This is a genomic window from Paraburkholderia flava (assembly GCF_004359985.1).
Classification (GTDB): domain Bacteria; phylum Pseudomonadota; class Gammaproteobacteria; order Burkholderiales; family Burkholderiaceae; genus Paraburkholderia; species Paraburkholderia flava.
Window position 1 is genome coordinate 259,554 of sequence record NZ_SMRO01000004.1, and the last position, 17,555, is coordinate 277,108.

Genomic DNA, 17,555 nt, shown 5'->3' on the forward strand with positions numbered 1-17,555 from the left:
CCTACTTCCATGATCCGATCTCTTCGTTTAGTTGCCTGCTTCAGTGTGCTGTCCGCTGTGCGCGTCATTGCTCGATACGCAATCACCACACTCGCCTGCACCACGCTGGTCGCTGCGTTCACCGCGTCAGCCCAGGCCGCCCCCATCACCGTCACCGACGACACCGGCGCCACCGTCACACTCGACGCCCCCGCTCAACGCGTAATCAGCCTCGCGCCGCACGTGACCGAACTGCTGTACGCAGCCGGCGGCGGCGCGAAGCTGGTCGGCACGGTCACGTACAGCGATTACCCGCCGGCCGCGCAGCAGGTGCCGCGCGTCGGCGACAACAAGGCGCTCGATCTCGAACGGATCGTCGCGTTGAAGCCGGATCTGATCGTCGTATGGCGGCACGGCAATGCGCAGCGTCAGCTCGACCGGCTGCGCGATCTGCATATTCCGCTCTACTTCAGCGAGCCGCGTCATCTCGACGATATCGCCGTCACGCTGACGAAGCTCGGTCGGCTGCTCGATACATCGACGACTGCCGATGCCGCCGCCGATACGTTCCGCCGCGACATCGCGACGCTACGTGCGCGTTATTCGACGCGAGCGCCAGTCGGTGTGTTCTATCAGGTGTGGGACAAGCCGCTGATGACGCTCAACGGCACGCACATGATCAGCGACGTGATCGCGCTGTGCGGCGGCCGCAACGTGTTCGCTCAACTGGAACCTCTGGTGCCGACGGTATCGACCGAAGCGGTGCTGGCCGCGAACCCCGAGGCGATTGTCACTGCATCGCCTGGCGCGACCGCGCCTGATCGTCCGCTGCCGCAACTCGACACATGGCGCGCATGGCCAGCGCTGACGGCAGTCGCACGTGGCAACCTGTTCGCGATCGACGGCGATCTGATCAACCGGCCTGCACCGCGTATTGCGCAGGGTGCCGCGCAGTTGTGTGAGGATCTGGAGACTGCGCGTTCGCGGCGGCCTGCTAACGTGCGTTGAAGTCGAAGGTGTCCGGCTTACGAAGCCTCACGCATTCCAGCGCACAAGCGTCCACTGCCCGCTCACGTCATCGCGCCGCAACCACACAAGCGCCGCCAGATCGAGCGACCAGCGCACGCAATGCTCGACCGGCAGACCAAGCGTCAGCGCCGCGAGCACGCGCATCACACCCGCATGCGTGACGACGCACACAGGACCCCGAGCAGACGATGCTCCGTCAGCAGCACACACATCGTCGAGCCATGACTGCACACGCGTCGTAAACTGCGCGACGCTCTCGCCACCATGCGGCCGGGCGTGCGTAAAATCTGCCGCCCATGCATCGAGTTGCGCGCGATCGAGCGCGTCCCAGCGCTGCATCTCCCAGGCACCGAAATCCATCTCGACGAGTCGCGGATCGCTGCGGCACGTTGTACCCATGTTCGTCGTCCACGCTTGCGCCACCGACAGACACCGCACAAGCGGACTCGTCAGCACAACGCGCGGCGGCGAGTCCACGCGCCACATGGCAAGACGCTGCGCGAGCGCAGCAGCGCCATCGGCTGCACTACCCGCAAGTGCAACGTCACTGCGGCCATAGCACACGCCCGCTTCAACAGCGACAGCCGGATGACGGATCAGGACGAGATCCATGCGAGCCCGGTGAGGTAGATCGCGAGTTCGAAAATCTGCTGCGCGAAGCCGAGACAATCGCCGGTATAACCGCCGATCCGGCGCACGAAATAGCGGCCCAACGCGATGCGCAGCACGATCAGCACAACCAGTGCAACAACACCCGCGCGCCAGTCCGGCCACAACAACCACGGCACACCGAACACGATCGCAAACACGAACGCACCCACATTCATTCGCTGCGCAACCGGCTTCGCCTTGCCTTCTGCGCGCACGTAGTCGAGCGTCGTCAGATAGCTGATCGCAAACGTGCGGCTCGCCGCATGTGCGGCGATCATCAGCCACGCGGCACGCATCGGCGGCAGTGCGGCGAGAATCTGCCACTTCAACGCGAGCGCGACGACCAGCGCGATTGCGCCGAACGCGCCGATCCGCGAGTCGTGCATGATCCGCAGCACATCGTCGCGTGTGTAGCCGCCACCGAATGCATCGCAGGAATCGGCGAGACCGTCTTCGTGGAACGCCCCGGTGACGGCAAGCGTCGCGGCCATCGACAGCAGCACCGCGACACCCGCCGGAAAGAACCTCAGCGACGCGAGATAGACGAGCGCGCCGAGCGCGCCGACCATCGCACCGACCAACGGAAAATAACGCGCCGCCGCGTTCAGATAGTGCGGCTCATAGCCGACCCAACGCGGCACCGGCACCCGCGTGAAATAGCCGAGCGCGGTGAAGAAGTAGCGCAGTTCGGTCAGTGGGTTCACGTGAGCGTCGCCGGGTCTCACGCTTGCCGGTTCGCCACGCCGGCCGATTCGAAGCTCGCCATCTCGTTGACGAACCCCACAGCCGCGCGCAGCAGCGGCACCGCGAGCGCAGCACCGGTACCTTCGCCGAGCCGCATGTCGAGCGACAGCAGCGGCAGCGCACCGAAGTGATCGAGCATGCGACGGTGCCCCGCTTCGTTCGACGCATGCGCAAACACGCAGTACTCGCGCACACCGGGCGCGAGCGCATCGGCGACGAGCAGCGCGGCCGTCGCGATGAAACCGTCGACCAGCACGACCATCCGCGCCTCGGCGGCCGCGATGTACGCGCCCGTCATCATCGCGATCTCGAAGCCGCCGAACGTCGCGAGCACGTCGAACGGATGCACGACATCTGGGTGGCGCTCGAGCGCCGATGCGAGCACGTTTCGTTTCTTCGCGAGACCCGCGTTGTCGAGGCCGGTGCCGCGACCGACGCACTCGTCGATCGGCACGTTACACAGCCGGCTCATCATGCACGCCGCCGCCGACGTGTTCGCAATGCCCATCTCGCCGAAGCCGATCACGTTCGTGCCGAGCGCCGCGTGATGACGCACGCGCTCGATGCCCGCGTGGATCGCCGCTAGCGTTTCGTCGCGCGTCATCGCGGGTTCGTGCGCGAAGTTGCGCGTGCCGCTCCCGACCGGAATATCGACGAGACCGGTCGTGTCCGCGAGCGGCGTCGCGATGCCCGCGTTGACGATTTCGAGCGTCAGGTCCGCGACGCGGCTGAACGCATTGATCGCCGCACCGCCCGCGAGAAAGTTCGCGACCATCTGTGCGGTTACGGCCTGCGGATACGGGCTCACGCCTTCGGCTGCGACGCCGTGGTCGCCGGCGAACACGATCATTGCCGCGCGATGCACCGTCGGTTGCGTGGTGTTCTGGATCAGGCCGATCTGACGCGCGAGCGTTTCAAGACGACCGAGGCTGCCGGGCGGCTTGGTCTTGTTGTCGATCAGGTGTTGCAGATCGCCGCGCAGCGACGGATCGAGCGGCGCGATGGAAGGCAGAGCGAAAGGCGATTGGGTCATTGTTGTCTGGAGGATGAAAGCGGGTTTGCGTCTTATGCTACGGCTTATGTCGGATGACGGGACTGTAGCGCGGGAATCAGCGCTTCGTGTTCGCCGTCGCGAATCAAGATCAGCGGATAGCCGAACGCACGGCTCGCGCGTTCCGGCGTCAGCACGTCGCGTGCGGCGCCGGCATACGCACCGCCCTGCCCGTCGAGCAGCAGCGCGTGAGTCGCGAAACGGCGTCCGAGGTTCAGGTCGTGACATGAGAACACGACGGTACGCGACGACCCGCGCACCCATGTCGTGAGCGCTTCGAGACATTCGATCTGGTGATGCAGATCGAGATGCGACAGCGGTTCGTCGAGCAGCAGCAGCGGCGCCGCCTGACACAGCACGGCGGCCAGCGCGACGCGCTGCCGTTCGCCGCCGGACAGCGACAGCACATCGCGCGCAGCGAATGCACTGAGGCCGAGCGTCGCGAGCGCGGCATGCGCGGCGTCGATGTCTTCGTCGCGCTCCCAACCCCACCCGGTGAGATGCGGAAAGCGGTTCAGTAGCACGATATCGAGCACGCTCGCGCTGAACGCGTCGTGCACGCTTTGCGGCATCAACGCGCGTCGTTGCGCGAGCGTCGCCGCGGGCCAGCGTGTGAGCGTCGTGCCGTCGAGTTCGATGTGGCCTGCCGCCGGTCGCGCGAGTCCCGCGAGTACGGAGATCAGCGTCGTCTTGCCCGCGCCGTTCGGGCCGGCGATGCACCACACCTCGCCGGGACCGAAGCGCTGCGTGAAGCCGTCGAGCAGCACGCGATCGCCGACACGCAGCGTGAGCGCGTGTGCTTCAAGCGCATGCGTGCGCGTCATCGCGACCGCCTGTGCAGCAGCATCCACAGAAACACCGGCACGCCAGCGAGCGCGGTAATCACACCGACCGGCAGTTGCGCGGGCGCTATCACGGTACGCGCGACGAGGTCGGCGCCCATCACCGCGACGCCACCGCCGAGTGCTGCTGCGGGCAACAGCATCCGCTGATCGTTGCCGAACGCGAGCCGCACCATATGCGGCACAACGAGCCCGACGAAACCGATCGTGCCGCCCGTGGTCACCGCAGCTGCAGCCGCGAGCGACGCGATGAGATAGATGCGCAGCCGCAGCGGCACGACCGCGACGCCCAGCGCCTGGGCGGCCGCATCGCCGCGCAGCAGTACGTTCAGTTGCGGCGCAGCCGGCACGATGACGAGTACCGCAACCGCGAGGGCGGCGAGCGAGGTCCATGGCATGCCGTCGCCGTTCAGGTCACCGGTCAGCCAGAACAGTATCCCGCGCAGCCGATTCTCCGGCGCAACCGTGAGCAGCAGCGTGATCACCGCGCCCCAACCGGCCGCGACCACTGCGCCGGTCAGCAGCAGACGCGGCGACGTGTCCTGCGGCTCACCACGCCACAGTTCGCGACGCGCGAGTCCCAGCACGAGCAGGATCGACACGAACGCACCGGCGAACGCACTTGCATCGACGAGCCACCACGCGCAACCAGCAATCATTGCGACGAGTGCGAAACTCGCCGCGCCTCCCGACACGCCGAGCACATACGGCTCCGCAAGCGGATTGCGCAGCAGCACTTGCAGCAGCGCCCCGCCGAGCGCGAGCAACGCACCGCACGCGAACCCTGCGAGCGCACGCGGCAAACGCAGCGAACGGACGATCTCGATTGCAAGATCGTCCGATGCGCCGTGTGCCGGCAGCAACGCCGAGAACACGTGCGCGGGCGGCACCGGCACGCTGCCGAGCGACAGCGACGCGACGAACACCAGCACGCCGAGCAACACGAGCGCGCACCAGATCGCCGTCGCACGCGATGCGCTCATGCGCGGCAAGCCGCGTGACGCGACGCGGTTCATCCGCGCGTCCTCACGTGCGGGCGCGCATCACTGCTGCTGCCAGCCGACCGTGATGAACGCACTGCGTCGCGGCGAGTTGTACGTGTAGGCCGTTTCATAGTCCCGGTTGAAGAGGTTCTGGATCTGCGCGGAGACGTACCACGCCTTCGTGATGTTGTAGCGCGCGGACAGGTTCAGGAGACCGTAGCCCGACAGCGGCGTGCCGCTGTCGTTGCGCTCTCCGCTGACGATCCACTCGCCGCCGACACGCCACGCATCGATCGACCGGTTCGCCGTGAACGAAGCGAAATGACGCGCGCGACGGACGAGATCGGTGTCGGCGTCTTCGTCGACCGGATTCTGCACCGTCAGCGACGCGCGCACATCGGTCTTTCCAACGTGCCCGCTCCACGAGCCTTCGACGCCCTGCACCTTCGCATGGCCGATGTTCTGCGCGACGTAGATGCCGGGGATCGTCTGCACGTAGTCGATCAGGTTCGAGTAGCGCGTCTGGAATGCGGTGACGCGGATCACGCCGAGTGCATCCGATGCGTATTGCAGCGCGCCTTCGACCGAGTGACTGCGCTCCGGCTGGATCAAAGGATTGCCGCTCACCGGGAAGTACAGGTCGTTGAAGGTCGGCGCGCGGAACGCATCGGACAGGCTCGCGGTGGCCTTCCAGTGCGCATTGAAATCGTAGCCGTAGCCGAGATAGTAACTGTTCGCGCCGCCGAAATCGGAGTACTGGTCGCGCCGCAGATTCGCCTGGATCTGGCTCGCGCCGAAGCGGCCGGTATAGCCGATGAAGCCCGAGTTCACGTGACGGTCCGGTGCCGAGTATTCGTCCGAATCGAGCGACTGGTCGAGATGTTCGTAGCCGAGCTGGATCTTCTGGCCGGGTCCGAACGTGAAGTCGTTCTGCCACGTGTACTGGCGGTTGTCCGTGTTGAAGCGGTCGGTGTACACGCCGTTCAGCGCGTTCTGGCTGCGATCGTTGCCGGCCGCGACGACGAAGTGCGTGGTCCACCAGTCGGTCAGCTTGCCGTTCGCGAACGCGGACAACTGCTGGACCTTGCTGTACAGATTGTTGAGATCGGTTGGCAGGCCGTATGCGTTGTCGTAGCTGTCGTTGCCGTTCGACTGGAAGTAGCGCACGCCTGCGTCCCACTTGTCGTTGAAGCGATGACGCAGCGACGCCGAGATGCTCTCGTTCAGATAGCCGTTCGCGTTCGGATTCACGCCGGGCGCGAGCGCCGGATTCTGCGACGAAAATCCGTCGTCCTTCGAGCGCGCGAGCGAGATGCTGAACGTCGTGTTGCCGTCGTGATCGAGCGCGCCGTTCACGCCCGCCTGCTGCGTCTGCGTGTGATAGCTGCCGTAGCCGACCGAGAAGTCGAAACGCGGCGGATGATCGCCGCCGTTCTTCGTGAAGATCTGCACGACGCCGCCGATCGCGCCTGAGCCATACAACGCCGACACGTTGCCGTTCACCACTTCGACGTGATCGATCTGGTCGAGCGGAAGCTGCGACAGCTGCGCATTGCCGAGGCTCACCGAATCGACGCGCACACCGTCGATCAGCACCAGCGACTGCACCGACGACGCGCCGCGCAGGAACAGACTCGCCTGCGAACCGGGGCCGCCGTTGCGCACGATCTGCGCGCCCGGTGCGAGTTGCAGCAGACCGGGGACATCCTGCGCGGTCGTATCGGCGATGTCCTGGCTGTCGAACAGCGTGGTCTGCGGGATGGTGTCCGCGAGCTTTTGCGGACTGCGGTCAGCGGTGACGACGATCGGCGATAGCGTGTGTGCGTCGGTGATGGAAGAAGCGGTAGAACTTGTGCTTGCCGCGACGGGCGTAGCGGTGCCCGAAGAAGCGGCGGCAGCCGTGCTTGCAACGGCAGGTGCAGCGGTGCCCGGAGACGTAACGACTGCAGTGGAAGACGACGCTGAAGCGACAGGCTGGGTGTCGCTTGAAGACGGCTCTTGTGTCTGCGGCGCGCTCTGTGCAAATGCCGTCAGCGGCGCATAGGCCGCTGCGGCCAGCGCAGCGAGTGCCGTGCGGGCGATCGGGGTGAACATCGACGGATTTCCTGTGGTAGCGTGCGCGGCCCGCTCCCCGCAGGCCGTTGCGTAACAGGGAACGGCAACCGCCGGCCGATGCTCGCCGGCACGTGCGCGACGGATGACGCTCCCCTCCCTCTGGCCGGTATCCGGGCTGGCGACACATCGACCCGCCTTCCCACGCATGAAGCGCAGTGGCACGATGCACATCGCGCGGCCTCGCTATGCGAAGGCCAGGAGATGCACATGAAGGGTCGACCTGCATGACGATGCGGTCGCTTACCGTTGCGGGGGCAGCACAGGTTGGCTCGGTCGGGCGGACTCCGCTCCCTGCTTCCCGTTTAACTGCACGCGATACGAAAATCGCGCGCGGGCACCAAGAGTGCCGCAAGTGTAGCAGCGCACTCTGTGGCGTCAAGAAAGGGCGATCCCTGCTTCGCTGCACTCGCACAAGTGCATGCGTGCGCCGCATCGAAGGCATGCAAAAAACGCAGCGAAATCCCGCTGGAATCACATCGCGAAATTGCCGGATATGCGCAAAAAGCGATGCTGTTACGTCTCGAAACGAGACATTTATCGGAACGCCCGACATTCCGCGCTAAAATGCCGTGTCTTTAGAGGACGCAGCACATGCTCACCGAACTCGAAACACTCTCACAGAACATTGGACGTCTGATTGCACTCAGTCAGCGTCACTACGCAGCGCGCCAGGCGCTCGAAGAACAACTCACGCAAGCGCGTGCAGATTGCGAAGCGACGCGCGTCGAACTCGATCAGATGCGCGAAGAGCGCAATGCGCTGCAGGCCGAACGCGATGCGCTGTCGGCGAAGATCGACGACGCACAGGTTCGCCTCAACGCGATTCTCGAAAAACTGCCGCGCGCGAAAGGCCACTCCGAACAGGACAATCAGCTCGATCTGCTCGCGTCCGCGCCGCAGGAAGACGGCGCTGCACGCAGCGATGCGGATGCCCGCCACGGAGAAAATGCATGACCACGAAGCAGATCGAAGTCTCGATTCTCGGCCAGTCCTATCGTCTCGCGTGTTCGCCGGAAACCGAAGCGGCACTGCTCGAAGCTGTCGCGCGGGTCGACGCGGAAATGTCGAAAATCCGCACGCACAGCAACGTGCGCGGCATGGACCGCATTGCGGTGATGGCTGCGTTGTCGCTCGCGTCGGAACTGCTCAAGCTGCAGTCCAGCGTACGTCATGGCGAATCGTTTCCGGCTGAAGAAATCCGGCGTACAATGGCCCAGATGAACGATCAGCTGGACACGGTGATCAACCAGTACAGCACGCAATAACGGTTACACGAGGCCAGTAGACAAAGGCCGATCGGACCGGTAGCATCAGCTTCAAGGTCTCCTGTTTCAAACGGTTTATGTGAGTCGGCACAGAGTACGTCGGCTCAGTTGTCAGCTTCCCTGCCTGGTTTGCCAAGGTCATATATTCCTTGAACCAATGCCATGTGCACGGTTGTGGAAATTTGCAGCACGGGCGTGCGCGTCACTCTGTCTGATGTACCCGAAGTGCGGCTAACTGCGACCAATTCTGAACCCCCGGTTCAGGATGCCGGCCTAGCGGCTAAGGCGGGGACCTATTCGAACGGCATCGGACATTCGTCCGGTGCCGTTTTTCTTTGAGCGGCGCTTTTTTTCACTCATCGCTTCACTCATTTCGCGTTCATTCGATTCATGCGCTACTGGCTAATGAAGTCCGAACCGGACGAAGCAAGCATCGACGATCTCGCCGACGCCGCGCAACGCACGTTGCCGTGGACCGGCGTACGCAACTATCAGGCGCGCAACTTCATGCGCGACACGATGCAGGTCGGCGACGGTGTGCTGTTCTATCACTCGAGCTGTCCCGAGCCCGGCATTGCCGGGCTCGCCGAAGTGTCGTCGACGGCCTACCCCGATCCGACGCAGTTCGATCCGAAGAGCCCCTACTACGATCCGAAATCGACGCGCGAAACACCGCGCTGGGTACTCGTCGACGTCGTGTTCAAGAAGAAGTCGACGCTGGTCCCGCTCGCGGCGCTGCGCGAGCATCCGGAACTCGCGCAGATGCGCGTGCTGGCGAAGGGCAACCGCCTGTCGATCACACCGGTCACGAGCGAAGAGTGGCGCTTCATCACGAAGCGGCTGATGTAGTACCGCACGTGATGCGGCATGCAACCTCACGCGCTACGCTCGTATGCGACGTCATGTCGCGGCAACCTGACGAAACCGTCAGAAAGTGCCAGAAACGGTCAGGTGAAGGGAACCTGTCGGCATGAAAGCACGCCTAACTGGCTCGCAAGCGTCGTGCCCGTCTCGTACCACAGGGCGTGCGGTCCATCCTTTCTTCGCCTCTCCAGGATCTGCACGAAAGGCCACGCGAGCAATGCGCAGCGGCACGGGCCGCGCGCAATCCTGTTCACGGAAGGAGTCCCATAATGACCAGAAAAAACGCCATCGCATTCGCGCTCGCCGTGGCTTCGGCCGCTCCGCTGATGCTGTCGCTCGTGCCGTCAACCGCGCACGCGCAGAGCGCGCCGTATCAGCCGGCCGGCGTGCTGTCTCTGAATGCGCAGGCCAGTACCGAAGTGCCGCAGGACGTGGTGAACATCACGCTGTTTTACGAGCAGGAAGCGGCCGATCCGTCGTCGCTGACTACCACGTTGAACCAGCGTGCCGATTCGGCGCTGCAAAAGGCCAAGGGCGTATCCGGCGTCACCGCGCACACGGGCTCGTTCTCGATCAGCCCGTCGACCGATCGCAACGGTCGCATTTCGACGTGGCGCGGTCGTACAGAAATCGTGCTCGAATCGCATGACTTCGCTGCCGCATCGAAGCTCGCGGGCCAGATGGGCTCGATCATGCAGGTCGGCGATGTGCAGTTCTCGCTGTCGCCGGAAGCGCAGCGTGCCGCCGCACAGAAGCTCACCAGCGAAGCGATCGCGTCGTTCCGTCAGCAGGCCTCCGCGTCCGCGCAGGCATTCGGCTATAGCGGCTATTCGATCCGCGAGGTCAACATCGGCCGCGACGGCATCATGCCGCATCCACGGATGATGATGATGGCCGCGGCCCCCTCGTCGTTCAGCGCGAAGAGCGATGCGCCGGTGGCACTGCAGGCGGGGACGTCGACGGTGACGGTCAACGTGTCGGGCTCGGTGCAGATGAAGTAACGCGTGATCGCGTGACCCCACGTCACGCGATGGCCGCGAGCCCATGAAGAAAGAAAGCCCTGCATTCTCGCGAATGCAGGGCTTTTTGTTGACTCGTCAGGCACGGCCGATCAGTTCGCGCCGACGGCCTGCCCCTTCGCACGACCACCACGCCGATACGCCCACACCAGCATCAGGACGCCCGCGATGACCATCGGCATCGACAGCCACTGCCCCATCGACAGCCCGAACGTGAGCAGCCCGAGGAAGTCGTCCGGCTCGCGTGCGAATTCGACCGTGAAGCGCGCAAGACCGTAGCCAATCAGAAACACCGCCGAAATCGCGCCGACCGGCCGCTGCTTGCGCGAGAAAAACCACAGCACGAGAAACAGCGTGACGCCTTCGAGCGCGATCTCGTACAACTGCGACGGATGACGCGGCAGCATGTGGTACTGCGCGAATATATCGGCGAGATGCCACTGCGCAGCCTTATCAGGGTGCGCGGCAAGCCAGCCCGCGTCCTCGCTCGAAGCGCTCTGGAACAGCATCGCCCACGGCGCCGACGGATTCGTCACGCGGCCCCACAGCTCGCCATTGATGAAGTTGCCGAGGCGGCCCGCCGCGAGCCCGGTCGGCACCATCGGCGCGACGAAGTCGGTGACCTGCAGCCACGTGCGTCCGCGCTGGTGCGCGAACAGCGCCATCGCGAGCGCCACACCGAGGAAGCCGCCGTGAAACGACATGCCGCCTTCCCACACCTTGAAGATGTCGAGCGGATGCGCGAAGTACCAGCTTGCCTTGTAGAACAGCACATAGCCGAGCCGCCCGCCGAGGATCGTGCCGAGCACGCCGTAGAACATCATGTCGTCGATGTCCTTCGCGGTCCATCCTTGCGCCGCGACGTAAGGCAGCCGCAAGCGTAGCCGCCCCACGACGATCGCCGCGACAAACGCAACGAGATACATCAAACCGTACCAGCGCACGGCAAGCGGTCCCAGGTGGATCGCGACGGGATCGAAATTCGGGTGAATGAGCATCGTGTGGTGAGGTTCGGGTTCTTCGGTGTGCTTCTATATGTGTACCAGCTACGACGGCCAGCCTCGCATTGGACGCATGCCGCGGCAATGCGTTCAGCGACGTGGTCGCGCAGCCTTCCTCGCGACCGTCGCCGCATGCGCGCGCACGATCTCGATGAAGCCCGCGAGCACCGGGCTCACCTCCGCCGTACGCCAGACAAGACCTGTCTCGATCGCGGGCACCGCTTCGCGCAACGGACGGTACACGACGCCGGTGCGCCGCAGGTTACGCAGCGATTGCGGCACCAGTGCGACGCCCATGCCCGCCGACACGAGGCTCACGATCGTCTGCATCTGGATCGCTTCCTGGCCGATGCGCGGCGCGAGGCCAGCCACGCCGTAGCAATCCATAATGATGTCATAAAAGCCAGGCGCTAAACGCCTCGGGAAGACGACGAGCGGTTCGTCGGCGACGTCGGCGAGGCTGATCGGGATCGGGTTCCAGCCGCCGTCGCCGGCTTCTGCGGCGGCTGCGGCCGCGCTGTGCGCACGCACGCCTGCCGCGCCTCGCTTACGGGAACCCGTGACCGGCCCCGCATCGATACGCGCCGCCAGCGCCGACGACATCGCGATCACCAGCGGCTCGCGTGCGATCGGCAGCCACGACAGCTGTGCCGCATGGCGCGGCGGCAGCGGCGCGATCACCAGACCCGCATCGATACGTCCGGCCACGAGTTCTTCGATCTGCACATCGCTGGTCGCCTCGGTCAGTTGCAGCCGCACGCGCGGATGACGCACGCCGAAATCGCGCAACAGCAGCGGCAGCAGCCCGTAGTCGGCGGTCGACACGAATGCGAGCGACAATACGCCCGCCTCGCCGCGCGCGAGGCTCTGTGCGAGCGGCCGCAGTGCTTCGGCGGCGGCCAGCAGCCGGCGCACTTCGGGCAGGAGATCGGCGCCGACCTGCGTCAGTTCCACCGAGCGACGCGTGCGCGCGAACAGCTCGACGCCGAGCGTGTCCTCCAGCGCGCGGATCGCCTGCGACAAAGGCGGCTGCGTCATCGACAGGCGCGTGGCCGCGCGGCCGAAGTGCTTCTCTTCGGCCACCGCGATGAAGTAGCGCAGCTGGCGCAGGTCCGGCGTGATGGGCTGCATGGCGATATATTTCACGACTCAATAGGCCCCCAATAATATATTGGACACGCGCATCAGGACATTGCATTCTTGCGGCAGACGCCGGTGCCAGTCGCCCGGCGGACAGATCAAAACAAACTGGATGGAGTTTCCCCATGTCGTACAACCGTCGTTCGAAGAACATCACACAGGGTGTCGCGCGTTCGCCGAACCGTTCAATGTATTACGCGCTTGGCTATGAGAAGGAAGACTTCGACAAGCCGATGATCGGCATCGCGAACGGCCACTCGACCATCACGCCGTGCAACTCCGGTCTGCAGCGTCTCGCCGACGCAGCGGTCAACGCCGTCAAGGACGCCGGCGCGAATCCGCAGATCTTCGGCACGCCGACGATCTCCGACGGGATGTCGATGGGCACCGAAGGCATGAAGTACTCGCTCGTGTCGCGCGAAGTGATCTCGGACTGTATCGAGACCTGCGTGCAGGGCCAGTGGATGGACGGCGTCGTCGTGATCGGTGGCTGCGACAAGAACATGCCGGGCGGCATGATCGCGCTGTCGCGGCTCAACGTGCCGGGCATCTACGTGTACGGCGGCACGATCCGCCCGGGCAACTGGAAGGGCAAGGATCTGACGATCGTGTCGTCGTTCGAGGCGGTCGGCGAATTCACGGCCGGACGGATGTCGCAGGAAGATTTCGAAGGGGTCGAAAAGAACGCGTGCCCGTCGTCGGGCTCGTGCGGCGGCATGTACACCGCGAACACGATGAGCTCGTCGTTCGAGGCGCTCGGCATGTCGCTGATGTATTCGTCGACGATGGCGAACCCGGACGACGAAAAGGTCGGCTCGGCAGCCGAATCGTCGCGCGTGCTGGTCGAAGCGGTGAAGAAGGATCTGAAGCCGCGCGACATCATCACGAAGAAGTCGATCGAAAACGCCGTGGCACTGATCATGGCGACCGGCGGCTCGACGAACGCGGTGCTGCACTACCTCGCGATCGCACACGCGGCCGAAGTCGAATGGACGATCGACGACTTCGAACGCATCCGCAAGCGCGTGCCGGTGATCTGCAACCTGAAGCCGTCGGGTCAGTACGTCGCAACCGACCTGCACAAGGCCGGCGGCATTCCGCAAGTGCTGAAGATCCTGCTCGACGCGGGCCTGCTGCACGGCGACTGCGTGACGATCACCGGCAAGACGATCGCCGAAGAACTGAAGGACGTGCCGTCGGTGCCGCGCGCCGACCAGCAGGTGATCTTCCCGATCGACAAGGCGCTGTACAAGGAAGGCCACCTCGCGATCCTGAAGGGCAACCTCGCGACCGAAGGCGCCGTGGCGAAGATCACCGGCCTGAAGAACCCGGTCATCACGGGCCCGGCACGCGTGTTCGAAGACGAGCAGAGCGCGATGGAAGCGATCCTCGCCGACAAGATCAAGGCCGGGGACATCCTCGTGCTGCGCTACCTCGGCCCACGCGGCGGCCCCGGCATGCCGGAAATGCTCGCGCCGACGTCGGCGATCATCGGCAAGGGGCTCGGCGAATCGGTCGGCTTCATCACCGACGGCCGCTTCTCGGGCGGCACGTGGGGCATGGTGGTCGGCCACGTCGCGCCGGAAGCATTCGACGGCGGTGCGATCGCGCTCGTGCACGAAGGCGACTCGATCACGATCGATGCGCACAAGCTGCTGCTCGAACTGAACATCGACGCGGCCGAACTCGAACGCCGCCGCGCTGCATGGCAACAACCGAAGCCCCGCTACACGCGCGGCGTGCTCGCGAAATTCGCGGCACTCACGCTGCCGGCGAACAAGGGCGCTATAACGGGTTGATAGCGGGTTGATGCTGGGAGCACGTCCCGCAAGGGCACACGGTAAAACGTGTGCCCTTTTTCATCGGCGCGCACTGGCCGATCGACGCCTGAACCGCCGCTTCTTTGCTCTTATAATGCGTGGCACTACAGGCTGGATGTCCGTCCGGCGGAGACCACAATGAGATCAAAGACGTATGCAGCCATAGCACTCGCGAGCGCATTCGCAAGCGGCGCCGCGCATGCCGAAGCGGCCGGCGGTCTCGCGCTCGCGCAGCAGCAGAACTGCATGAGCTGCCACTCGGTGACGCGTCAGTTCATGGGCCCCTCGCTGCGCGACGTCGCGGCGAAATACGCGGGCCGTGCCGATGCGGCCACGTACCTCGCGCACAAGATCATCGAAGGGAGTGCCGGTGTCTGGGGAGCCGTGCCGATGCCCGCCAACACGCAGTTGACGCCGGATCAAGCGGCGACGCTTGCCGCGTGGATCCTGACGTTGAAGTAAAGCGCTACGAACGCTACGTCGAGTTCAATGCTCCGGCGCGCGACGCGCCATCTCTTCCCTGACCGCATCACGCACCCAGCCGGTCAGTTCCGTTTCGAGCGCCAGCGCGACTTCGCGTGTGATCTGGTTCACGAGCCACGTCGTGTGATCGTTCAACGCGTCGCGGCAACGCGCCTCGACGACGCTGCGCCCTTCTCCCGTCAGATAGCTTGCAAAGCGGCCACGCAACCGCTCGGCGAGTAGTTCGGGGTCGTAGCGCATGTCGGCGGGAGTGAGCGCGGGTGCAACCGACGGCGGCGGGACAAAGCTCGCGACCGGCGCACCAGGATCGAGATGCGGATCAATGCTCGGATCAAAGCGCGGCGCGATGCGTGGATCAAGACGCGGATCGAGTGCGGGCGGCCCTGCTTCTTCCGGGAAGGCCTGATGCGTGCCAGCCCGCGCAAGCGCGCGATTACCCGGCACGAGCACGTCGTTCAGCACCGGGATCGAACTGTCGTAGGAATCGGACATGGGGGTCACGGGAACACTCCGTCGAAGGATCGAACCGTTGGCATGCACGGGCCGCAACAGCTACATCGCGCCGTGCAACCGGAAAACTCAGCCGCCCTGCTTGTGGTTGTTCAAAGCATAGCCGCGATCGCGGTAGAAGCGATAGCGTTCGCGGCCGGCCGCGAGTTCGTCGGGCGCATTGCCGACGATCTCCAGCAGACGCTCGAAGCGCGCGAACTGCGCCGGCACGTCGGCGCCCAGATTGAGCAGCACCTGATGATGCGGTGCATCGTCGAGATTCGACGTCAGCACGATCGGCGTCTGCTCGACGATCGCGGCGCCCGCCATGCAGTGCGGCACGAAGTCGAGCGGGGAGAACGTCCACAGCATCTCGTCGAATGCGCGCAGCCGCGGCGGTTCGGCCAGCACCACCGTGGGCTGGCCGGCCTGATACGCCTTGCGCGCGAGACGGCACGCGTACAGCAGCGCGTCGCCGACGTTCGTGTGGAAATCGATCCGCGTCATCGTGCTCGTTGCCGCGAGGCGCCTGCCCCGCAGTCGTTGCGGCCTGACGTGATCACGCCGAGCGGTCGATCAGGAACTGCGCGAGCAGCGGCACCGGACGCCCCGTTGCACCCTTCGCCGCGCCGCTCTTCCATGCGGTGCCCGCGATGTCGAGATGAGCCCACGGATACGCTTCGGTGAAGCGCGACAGGAAGCACGCAGCGGTCACGCTGCCCGCCGGCCGGCCGCCGATGTTCGCGAGATCCGCGAAATTCGACTTCAGCTGCTCGTGATACTCGTCGTCGAGCGGCAGACGCCACACCGGATCGGACGCTTCCTTCGACGCGTCGAGCAGTTCGCCCGCCAGTGCATCGTCCTTCGAGAACAGGCCGCTGTTGTGATGGCCCAGCGCGATGATGACCGCGCCCGTCAACGTCGCGATGTCGATCACCGCAGCCGGCTTGAAGCGCTCCGCGTACGTGAGCGCGTCGCACAGGATCAGGCGACCTTCGGCGTCGGTGTTCAGCACTTCGATCGTCAGACCCGACATGCTGGTGACGATGTCGCCCGGCTTCGTTGCCTGGCCTGACGGCATGTTCTCGCAGGTCGGGATGATGCCGACGACGTTGATCTTCAAGCCCATCTCGGCGACCGCGCGCAGCGTGCCGAGCACCGAGCCCGCGCCGCACATGTCGTACTTCATCTCGTCCATGCCTTCACCCGGCTTCAGCGAGATGCCGCCGGTGTCGAACGTGATGCCCTTGCCGACGAGAACGACCGGCGCCGCCTTCGCAGCCGCGCCCTGGTACTGCAGCACGATGAACTGCGGCAGTTCGACCGAGCCGCGCGTGACCGACAGGAACGAGCCCATCTTCAACGCTTCGAGCTGCTTCTGGCCGAGCACGTCGACTTTCAGCTTCCAGTCTTTCGCGAGCTTCTTCGCGGTATTCGCGAGATAGGTAGGCGTGCACACGTTGCCCGGCAGGTTGCCGAGATCGCGCGTCAGGTCCATGCCGTTCGCGAGCGCGGCGCCCTGCTTCGCGGCGACCTTCGCGGCCTTTTCGTCGGCGGTGTCGACGCTGAACACGACGCGCTTCAACGCGCGCGGGCTGTTGTCCGGCTTGCTCTTCATCTGCGTGAAGCGGTACGTCTGTTCGCGCAGCGCGAGGATCGCGGCGCGCACGGCCCAGTCGGCCGAGCGTTCGAGCACCGGCAGTTGCGCGAGCGTGAACGCGACCTGCGCAACCTTCGTGCCGAGGATCGCGCGCCATGCGGCGCGGGCCGCATCGCCGTACGCTTTCTGCGTAAACTTGTCCTGCTTGCCGAGACCGACGAGCAGCACGCGCGATGCGCCGATACCTGATACTTCGTGCAGGAACAGCGTCGTGCCGCTCTTGCCGTCCATGTCGCCGGCCTTGACGATACGCGTGAGCAGCCCCTTCGTGGCCGCATCGATTTCCAGCGCGGCGCCCGACAGCGTCTGCGATTCGAACACACCGATCACGATGCAATCGGATTTGCCGGTCGGGAACCCGGTCGACGAGCCTTTGCTCCAATCACAGGCTTTTATGCTAAAGTCCATCGCGCTTGTCCT

General features: G+C 64.9%; 18 protein-coding genes, 1 other RNA gene and 1 riboswitch. Of the genes, 8 read left to right on the plus strand and 11 right to left on the minus strand.

Annotation, left to right across the window (positions count from 1 at the left end):
• Positions 1-9 precede the first annotated feature (9 nt).
• Positions 10-987, plus strand: coding sequence for a cobalamin-binding protein (locus E1748_RS29190; protein ID WP_133650784.1), 978 nt, complete (start codon positions 10-12; stop codon positions 985-987).
• 27 nt (positions 988-1,014) lie between these two features.
• Here E1748_RS29190 and cobC read toward each other — a convergent pair whose 3' ends face one another.
• Genes cobC through E1748_RS29220 form a run of 6 tightly spaced genes read right to left on the minus strand, consistent with a single transcriptional unit; the run spans position 1,015 to position 7,373 of the window.
• The gene (gene cobC, locus E1748_RS29195; protein ID WP_133650785.1) at positions 1,015-1,620 is read right to left on the minus strand and encodes an alpha-ribazole phosphatase; all 606 of its coding nucleotides are present in this window, start codon (positions 1,618-1,620) and stop codon (positions 1,015-1,017) included.
• Entirely contained in the window at positions 1,605-2,363 is a 759-nt protein-coding gene (locus E1748_RS29200; RefSeq protein ID WP_205965315.1) for an adenosylcobinamide-GDP ribazoletransferase, read from the minus strand. Before E1748_RS29200 ends, cobC begins: the two co-directional genes overlap by 16 nt.
• 17 nt (positions 2,364-2,380) lie before the next feature.
• The gene (gene cobT / locus E1748_RS29205; protein WP_133650786.1) at positions 2,381-3,436 is read right to left on the minus strand and encodes a nicotinate-nucleotide--dimethylbenzimidazole phosphoribosyltransferase; all 1,056 of its coding nucleotides are present in this window, start codon (positions 3,434-3,436) and stop codon (positions 2,381-2,383) included.
• A 44-nt stretch (positions 3,437-3,480) separates the two neighbouring features.
• Positions 3,481-4,278 (minus strand): ABC transporter ATP-binding protein, encoded by a 798-nt coding sequence (locus E1748_RS29210; RefSeq protein WP_133650787.1) that lies wholly within the window; start codon positions 4,276-4,278, stop codon positions 3,481-3,483.
• Positions 4,275-5,312 (minus strand): FecCD family ABC transporter permease, encoded by a 1,038-nt coding sequence (locus tag E1748_RS29215; protein ID WP_133650788.1) that lies wholly within the window; start codon positions 5,310-5,312, stop codon positions 4,275-4,277. Before E1748_RS29215 ends, E1748_RS29210 begins: the two co-directional genes overlap by 4 nt.
• A 27-nt stretch (positions 5,313-5,339) precedes the next feature.
• Positions 5,340-7,373 carry a TonB-dependent receptor plug domain-containing protein gene (locus E1748_RS29220; RefSeq protein ID WP_133650789.1) on the minus strand — a complete coding sequence of 678 codons (2,034 nt, stop codon included), beginning with the start codon at positions 7,371-7,373 and terminating at the stop codon, positions 5,340-5,342.
• A 105-nt stretch (positions 7,374-7,478) separates the two neighbouring features.
• Positions 7,479-7,751, minus strand: a riboswitch (cobalamin riboswitch).
• Positions 7,752-7,985: 234 nt separating this feature from the next.
• Between E1748_RS29220 and E1748_RS29225 the strand changes: the two genes are divergently transcribed.
• From E1748_RS29225 to E1748_RS29240, 5 genes are all read left to right on the plus strand, one after another.
• The gene (locus E1748_RS29225; protein ID WP_133650790.1) at positions 7,986-8,348 is read left to right on the plus strand and encodes an ATPase; all 363 of its coding nucleotides are present in this window, start codon (positions 7,986-7,988) and stop codon (positions 8,346-8,348) included.
• Positions 8,345-8,659, plus strand: coding sequence for a cell division protein ZapA (locus E1748_RS29230; RefSeq protein WP_133650791.1), 315 nt, complete (start codon positions 8,345-8,347; stop codon positions 8,657-8,659). Before E1748_RS29225 ends, E1748_RS29230 begins: the two co-directional genes overlap by 4 nt.
• A 114-nt stretch (positions 8,660-8,773) precedes the next feature.
• Positions 8,774-8,955, plus strand: a non-coding RNA gene (gene ssrS / locus E1748_RS32170) — 6S RNA.
• 94 nt (positions 8,956-9,049) lie between these two features.
• Positions 9,050-9,508 (plus strand): EVE domain-containing protein, encoded by a 459-nt coding sequence (locus E1748_RS29235; protein WP_133650792.1) that lies wholly within the window; start codon positions 9,050-9,052, stop codon positions 9,506-9,508.
• Positions 9,509-9,792: 284 nt separating this feature from the next.
• On the plus strand, positions 9,793-10,524 hold the full coding sequence (locus tag E1748_RS29240; protein ID WP_133650793.1) for an SIMPL domain-containing protein: 732 nt from the start codon (positions 9,793-9,795) through the stop codon (positions 10,522-10,524).
• Positions 10,525-10,634: 110 nt separating this feature from the next.
• Here E1748_RS29240 and lgt read toward each other — a convergent pair whose 3' ends face one another.
• Both lgt and E1748_RS29250 read right to left on the minus strand, forming a co-directional pair.
• Positions 10,635-11,540 (minus strand): prolipoprotein diacylglyceryl transferase, encoded by a 906-nt coding sequence (gene lgt / locus E1748_RS29245; protein WP_133650794.1) that lies wholly within the window; start codon positions 11,538-11,540, stop codon positions 10,635-10,637.
• Positions 11,541-11,633: 93 nt separating this feature from the next.
• Positions 11,634-12,674 carry a LysR family transcriptional regulator gene (locus E1748_RS29250; protein ID WP_133650795.1) on the minus strand — a complete coding sequence of 347 codons (1,041 nt, stop codon included), beginning with the start codon at positions 12,672-12,674 and terminating at the stop codon, positions 11,634-11,636.
• A gap of 134 nt (positions 12,675-12,808) precedes the next feature.
• On the opposite strand from E1748_RS29250, the gene ilvD reads away from it, so the two are divergent.
• Complete coding sequence (ilvD, locus tag E1748_RS29255) at positions 12,809-14,482, plus strand: dihydroxy-acid dehydratase (protein ID WP_133650796.1); 1,674 nt, start codon at positions 12,809-12,811, stop codon at positions 14,480-14,482.
• A gap of 159 nt (positions 14,483-14,641) precedes the next feature.
• Positions 14,642-14,965 (plus strand): c-type cytochrome, encoded by a 324-nt coding sequence (locus E1748_RS29260; RefSeq protein ID WP_133650797.1) that lies wholly within the window; start codon positions 14,642-14,644, stop codon positions 14,963-14,965.
• A gap of 24 nt (positions 14,966-14,989) precedes the next feature.
• Here E1748_RS29260 and E1748_RS29265 read toward each other — a convergent pair whose 3' ends face one another.
• From E1748_RS29265 to E1748_RS29275, 3 genes are all read right to left on the minus strand, one after another.
• Positions 14,990-15,478 carry a DUF2486 family protein gene (locus tag E1748_RS29265; protein WP_133650798.1) on the minus strand — a complete coding sequence of 163 codons (489 nt, stop codon included), beginning with the start codon at positions 15,476-15,478 and terminating at the stop codon, positions 14,990-14,992.
• An 87-nt stretch (positions 15,479-15,565) separates the two neighbouring features.
• Positions 15,566-15,982 carry a DNA polymerase III subunit chi gene (locus E1748_RS29270; protein WP_133650799.1) on the minus strand — a complete coding sequence of 139 codons (417 nt, stop codon included), beginning with the start codon at positions 15,980-15,982 and terminating at the stop codon, positions 15,566-15,568.
• Between the two features lie 52 nt (positions 15,983-16,034).
• Positions 16,035-17,543 (minus strand): leucyl aminopeptidase, encoded by a 1,509-nt coding sequence (locus tag E1748_RS29275; protein ID WP_133650800.1) that lies wholly within the window; start codon positions 17,541-17,543, stop codon positions 16,035-16,037.
• Positions 17,544-17,555 lie beyond the last annotated feature (12 nt).

Excerpts from the sequence above, each read along its gene's own strand:
- E1748_RS29190 (WP_133650784.1), top strand. The coding sequence starts at position 10 with ATGATCCGATCTCTTCGTTTAGTTGCCTGCTTCAGTGTGCTGTCCGCT.
- cobC (WP_133650785.1), bottom strand. The coding sequence starts at position 1,620 with ATGGATCTCGTCCTGATCCGTCATCCGGCTGTCGCTGTTGAAGCGGGC.
- cobT (WP_133650786.1), bottom strand. The coding sequence starts at position 3,436 with ATGACCCAATCGCCTTTCGCTCTGCCTTCCATCGCGCCGCTCGATCCG.
- E1748_RS29210 (WP_133650787.1), bottom strand. The coding sequence starts at position 4,278 with ATGACGCGCACGCATGCGCTTGAAGCACACGCGCTCACGCTGCGTGTC.
- E1748_RS29215 (WP_133650788.1), bottom strand. The coding sequence starts at position 5,312 with ATGAACCGCGTCGCGTCACGCGGCTTGCCGCGCATGAGCGCATCGCGT.
- E1748_RS29220 (WP_133650789.1), bottom strand. The coding sequence starts at position 7,373 with ATGTTCACCCCGATCGCCCGCACGGCACTCGCTGCGCTGGCCGCAGCG.
- E1748_RS29225 (WP_133650790.1), top strand. The coding sequence starts at position 7,986 with ATGCTCACCGAACTCGAAACACTCTCACAGAACATTGGACGTCTGATT.
- E1748_RS29230 (WP_133650791.1), top strand. The coding sequence starts at position 8,345 with ATGACCACGAAGCAGATCGAAGTCTCGATTCTCGGCCAGTCCTATCGT.
- E1748_RS29235 (WP_133650792.1), top strand. The coding sequence starts at position 9,050 with ATGCGCTACTGGCTAATGAAGTCCGAACCGGACGAAGCAAGCATCGAC.
- E1748_RS29240 (WP_133650793.1), top strand. The coding sequence starts at position 9,793 with ATGACCAGAAAAAACGCCATCGCATTCGCGCTCGCCGTGGCTTCGGCC.
- lgt (WP_133650794.1), bottom strand. The coding sequence starts at position 11,540 with ATGCTCATTCACCCGAATTTCGATCCCGTCGCGATCCACCTGGGACCG.
- E1748_RS29250 (WP_133650795.1), bottom strand. The coding sequence starts at position 12,674 with ATGCAGCCCATCACGCCGGACCTGCGCCAGCTGCGCTACTTCATCGCG.
- ilvD (WP_133650796.1), top strand. The coding sequence starts at position 12,809 with ATGTCGTACAACCGTCGTTCGAAGAACATCACACAGGGTGTCGCGCGT.
- E1748_RS29260 (WP_133650797.1), top strand. The coding sequence starts at position 14,642 with ATGAGATCAAAGACGTATGCAGCCATAGCACTCGCGAGCGCATTCGCA.
- E1748_RS29265 (WP_133650798.1), bottom strand. The coding sequence starts at position 15,478 with ATGTCCGATTCCTACGACAGTTCGATCCCGGTGCTGAACGACGTGCTC.
- E1748_RS29270 (WP_133650799.1), bottom strand. The coding sequence starts at position 15,982 with ATGACGCGGATCGATTTCCACACGAACGTCGGCGACGCGCTGCTGTAC.
- E1748_RS29275 (WP_133650800.1), bottom strand. The coding sequence starts at position 17,543 with ATGGACTTTAGCATAAAAGCCTGTGATTGGAGCAAAGGCTCGTCGACC.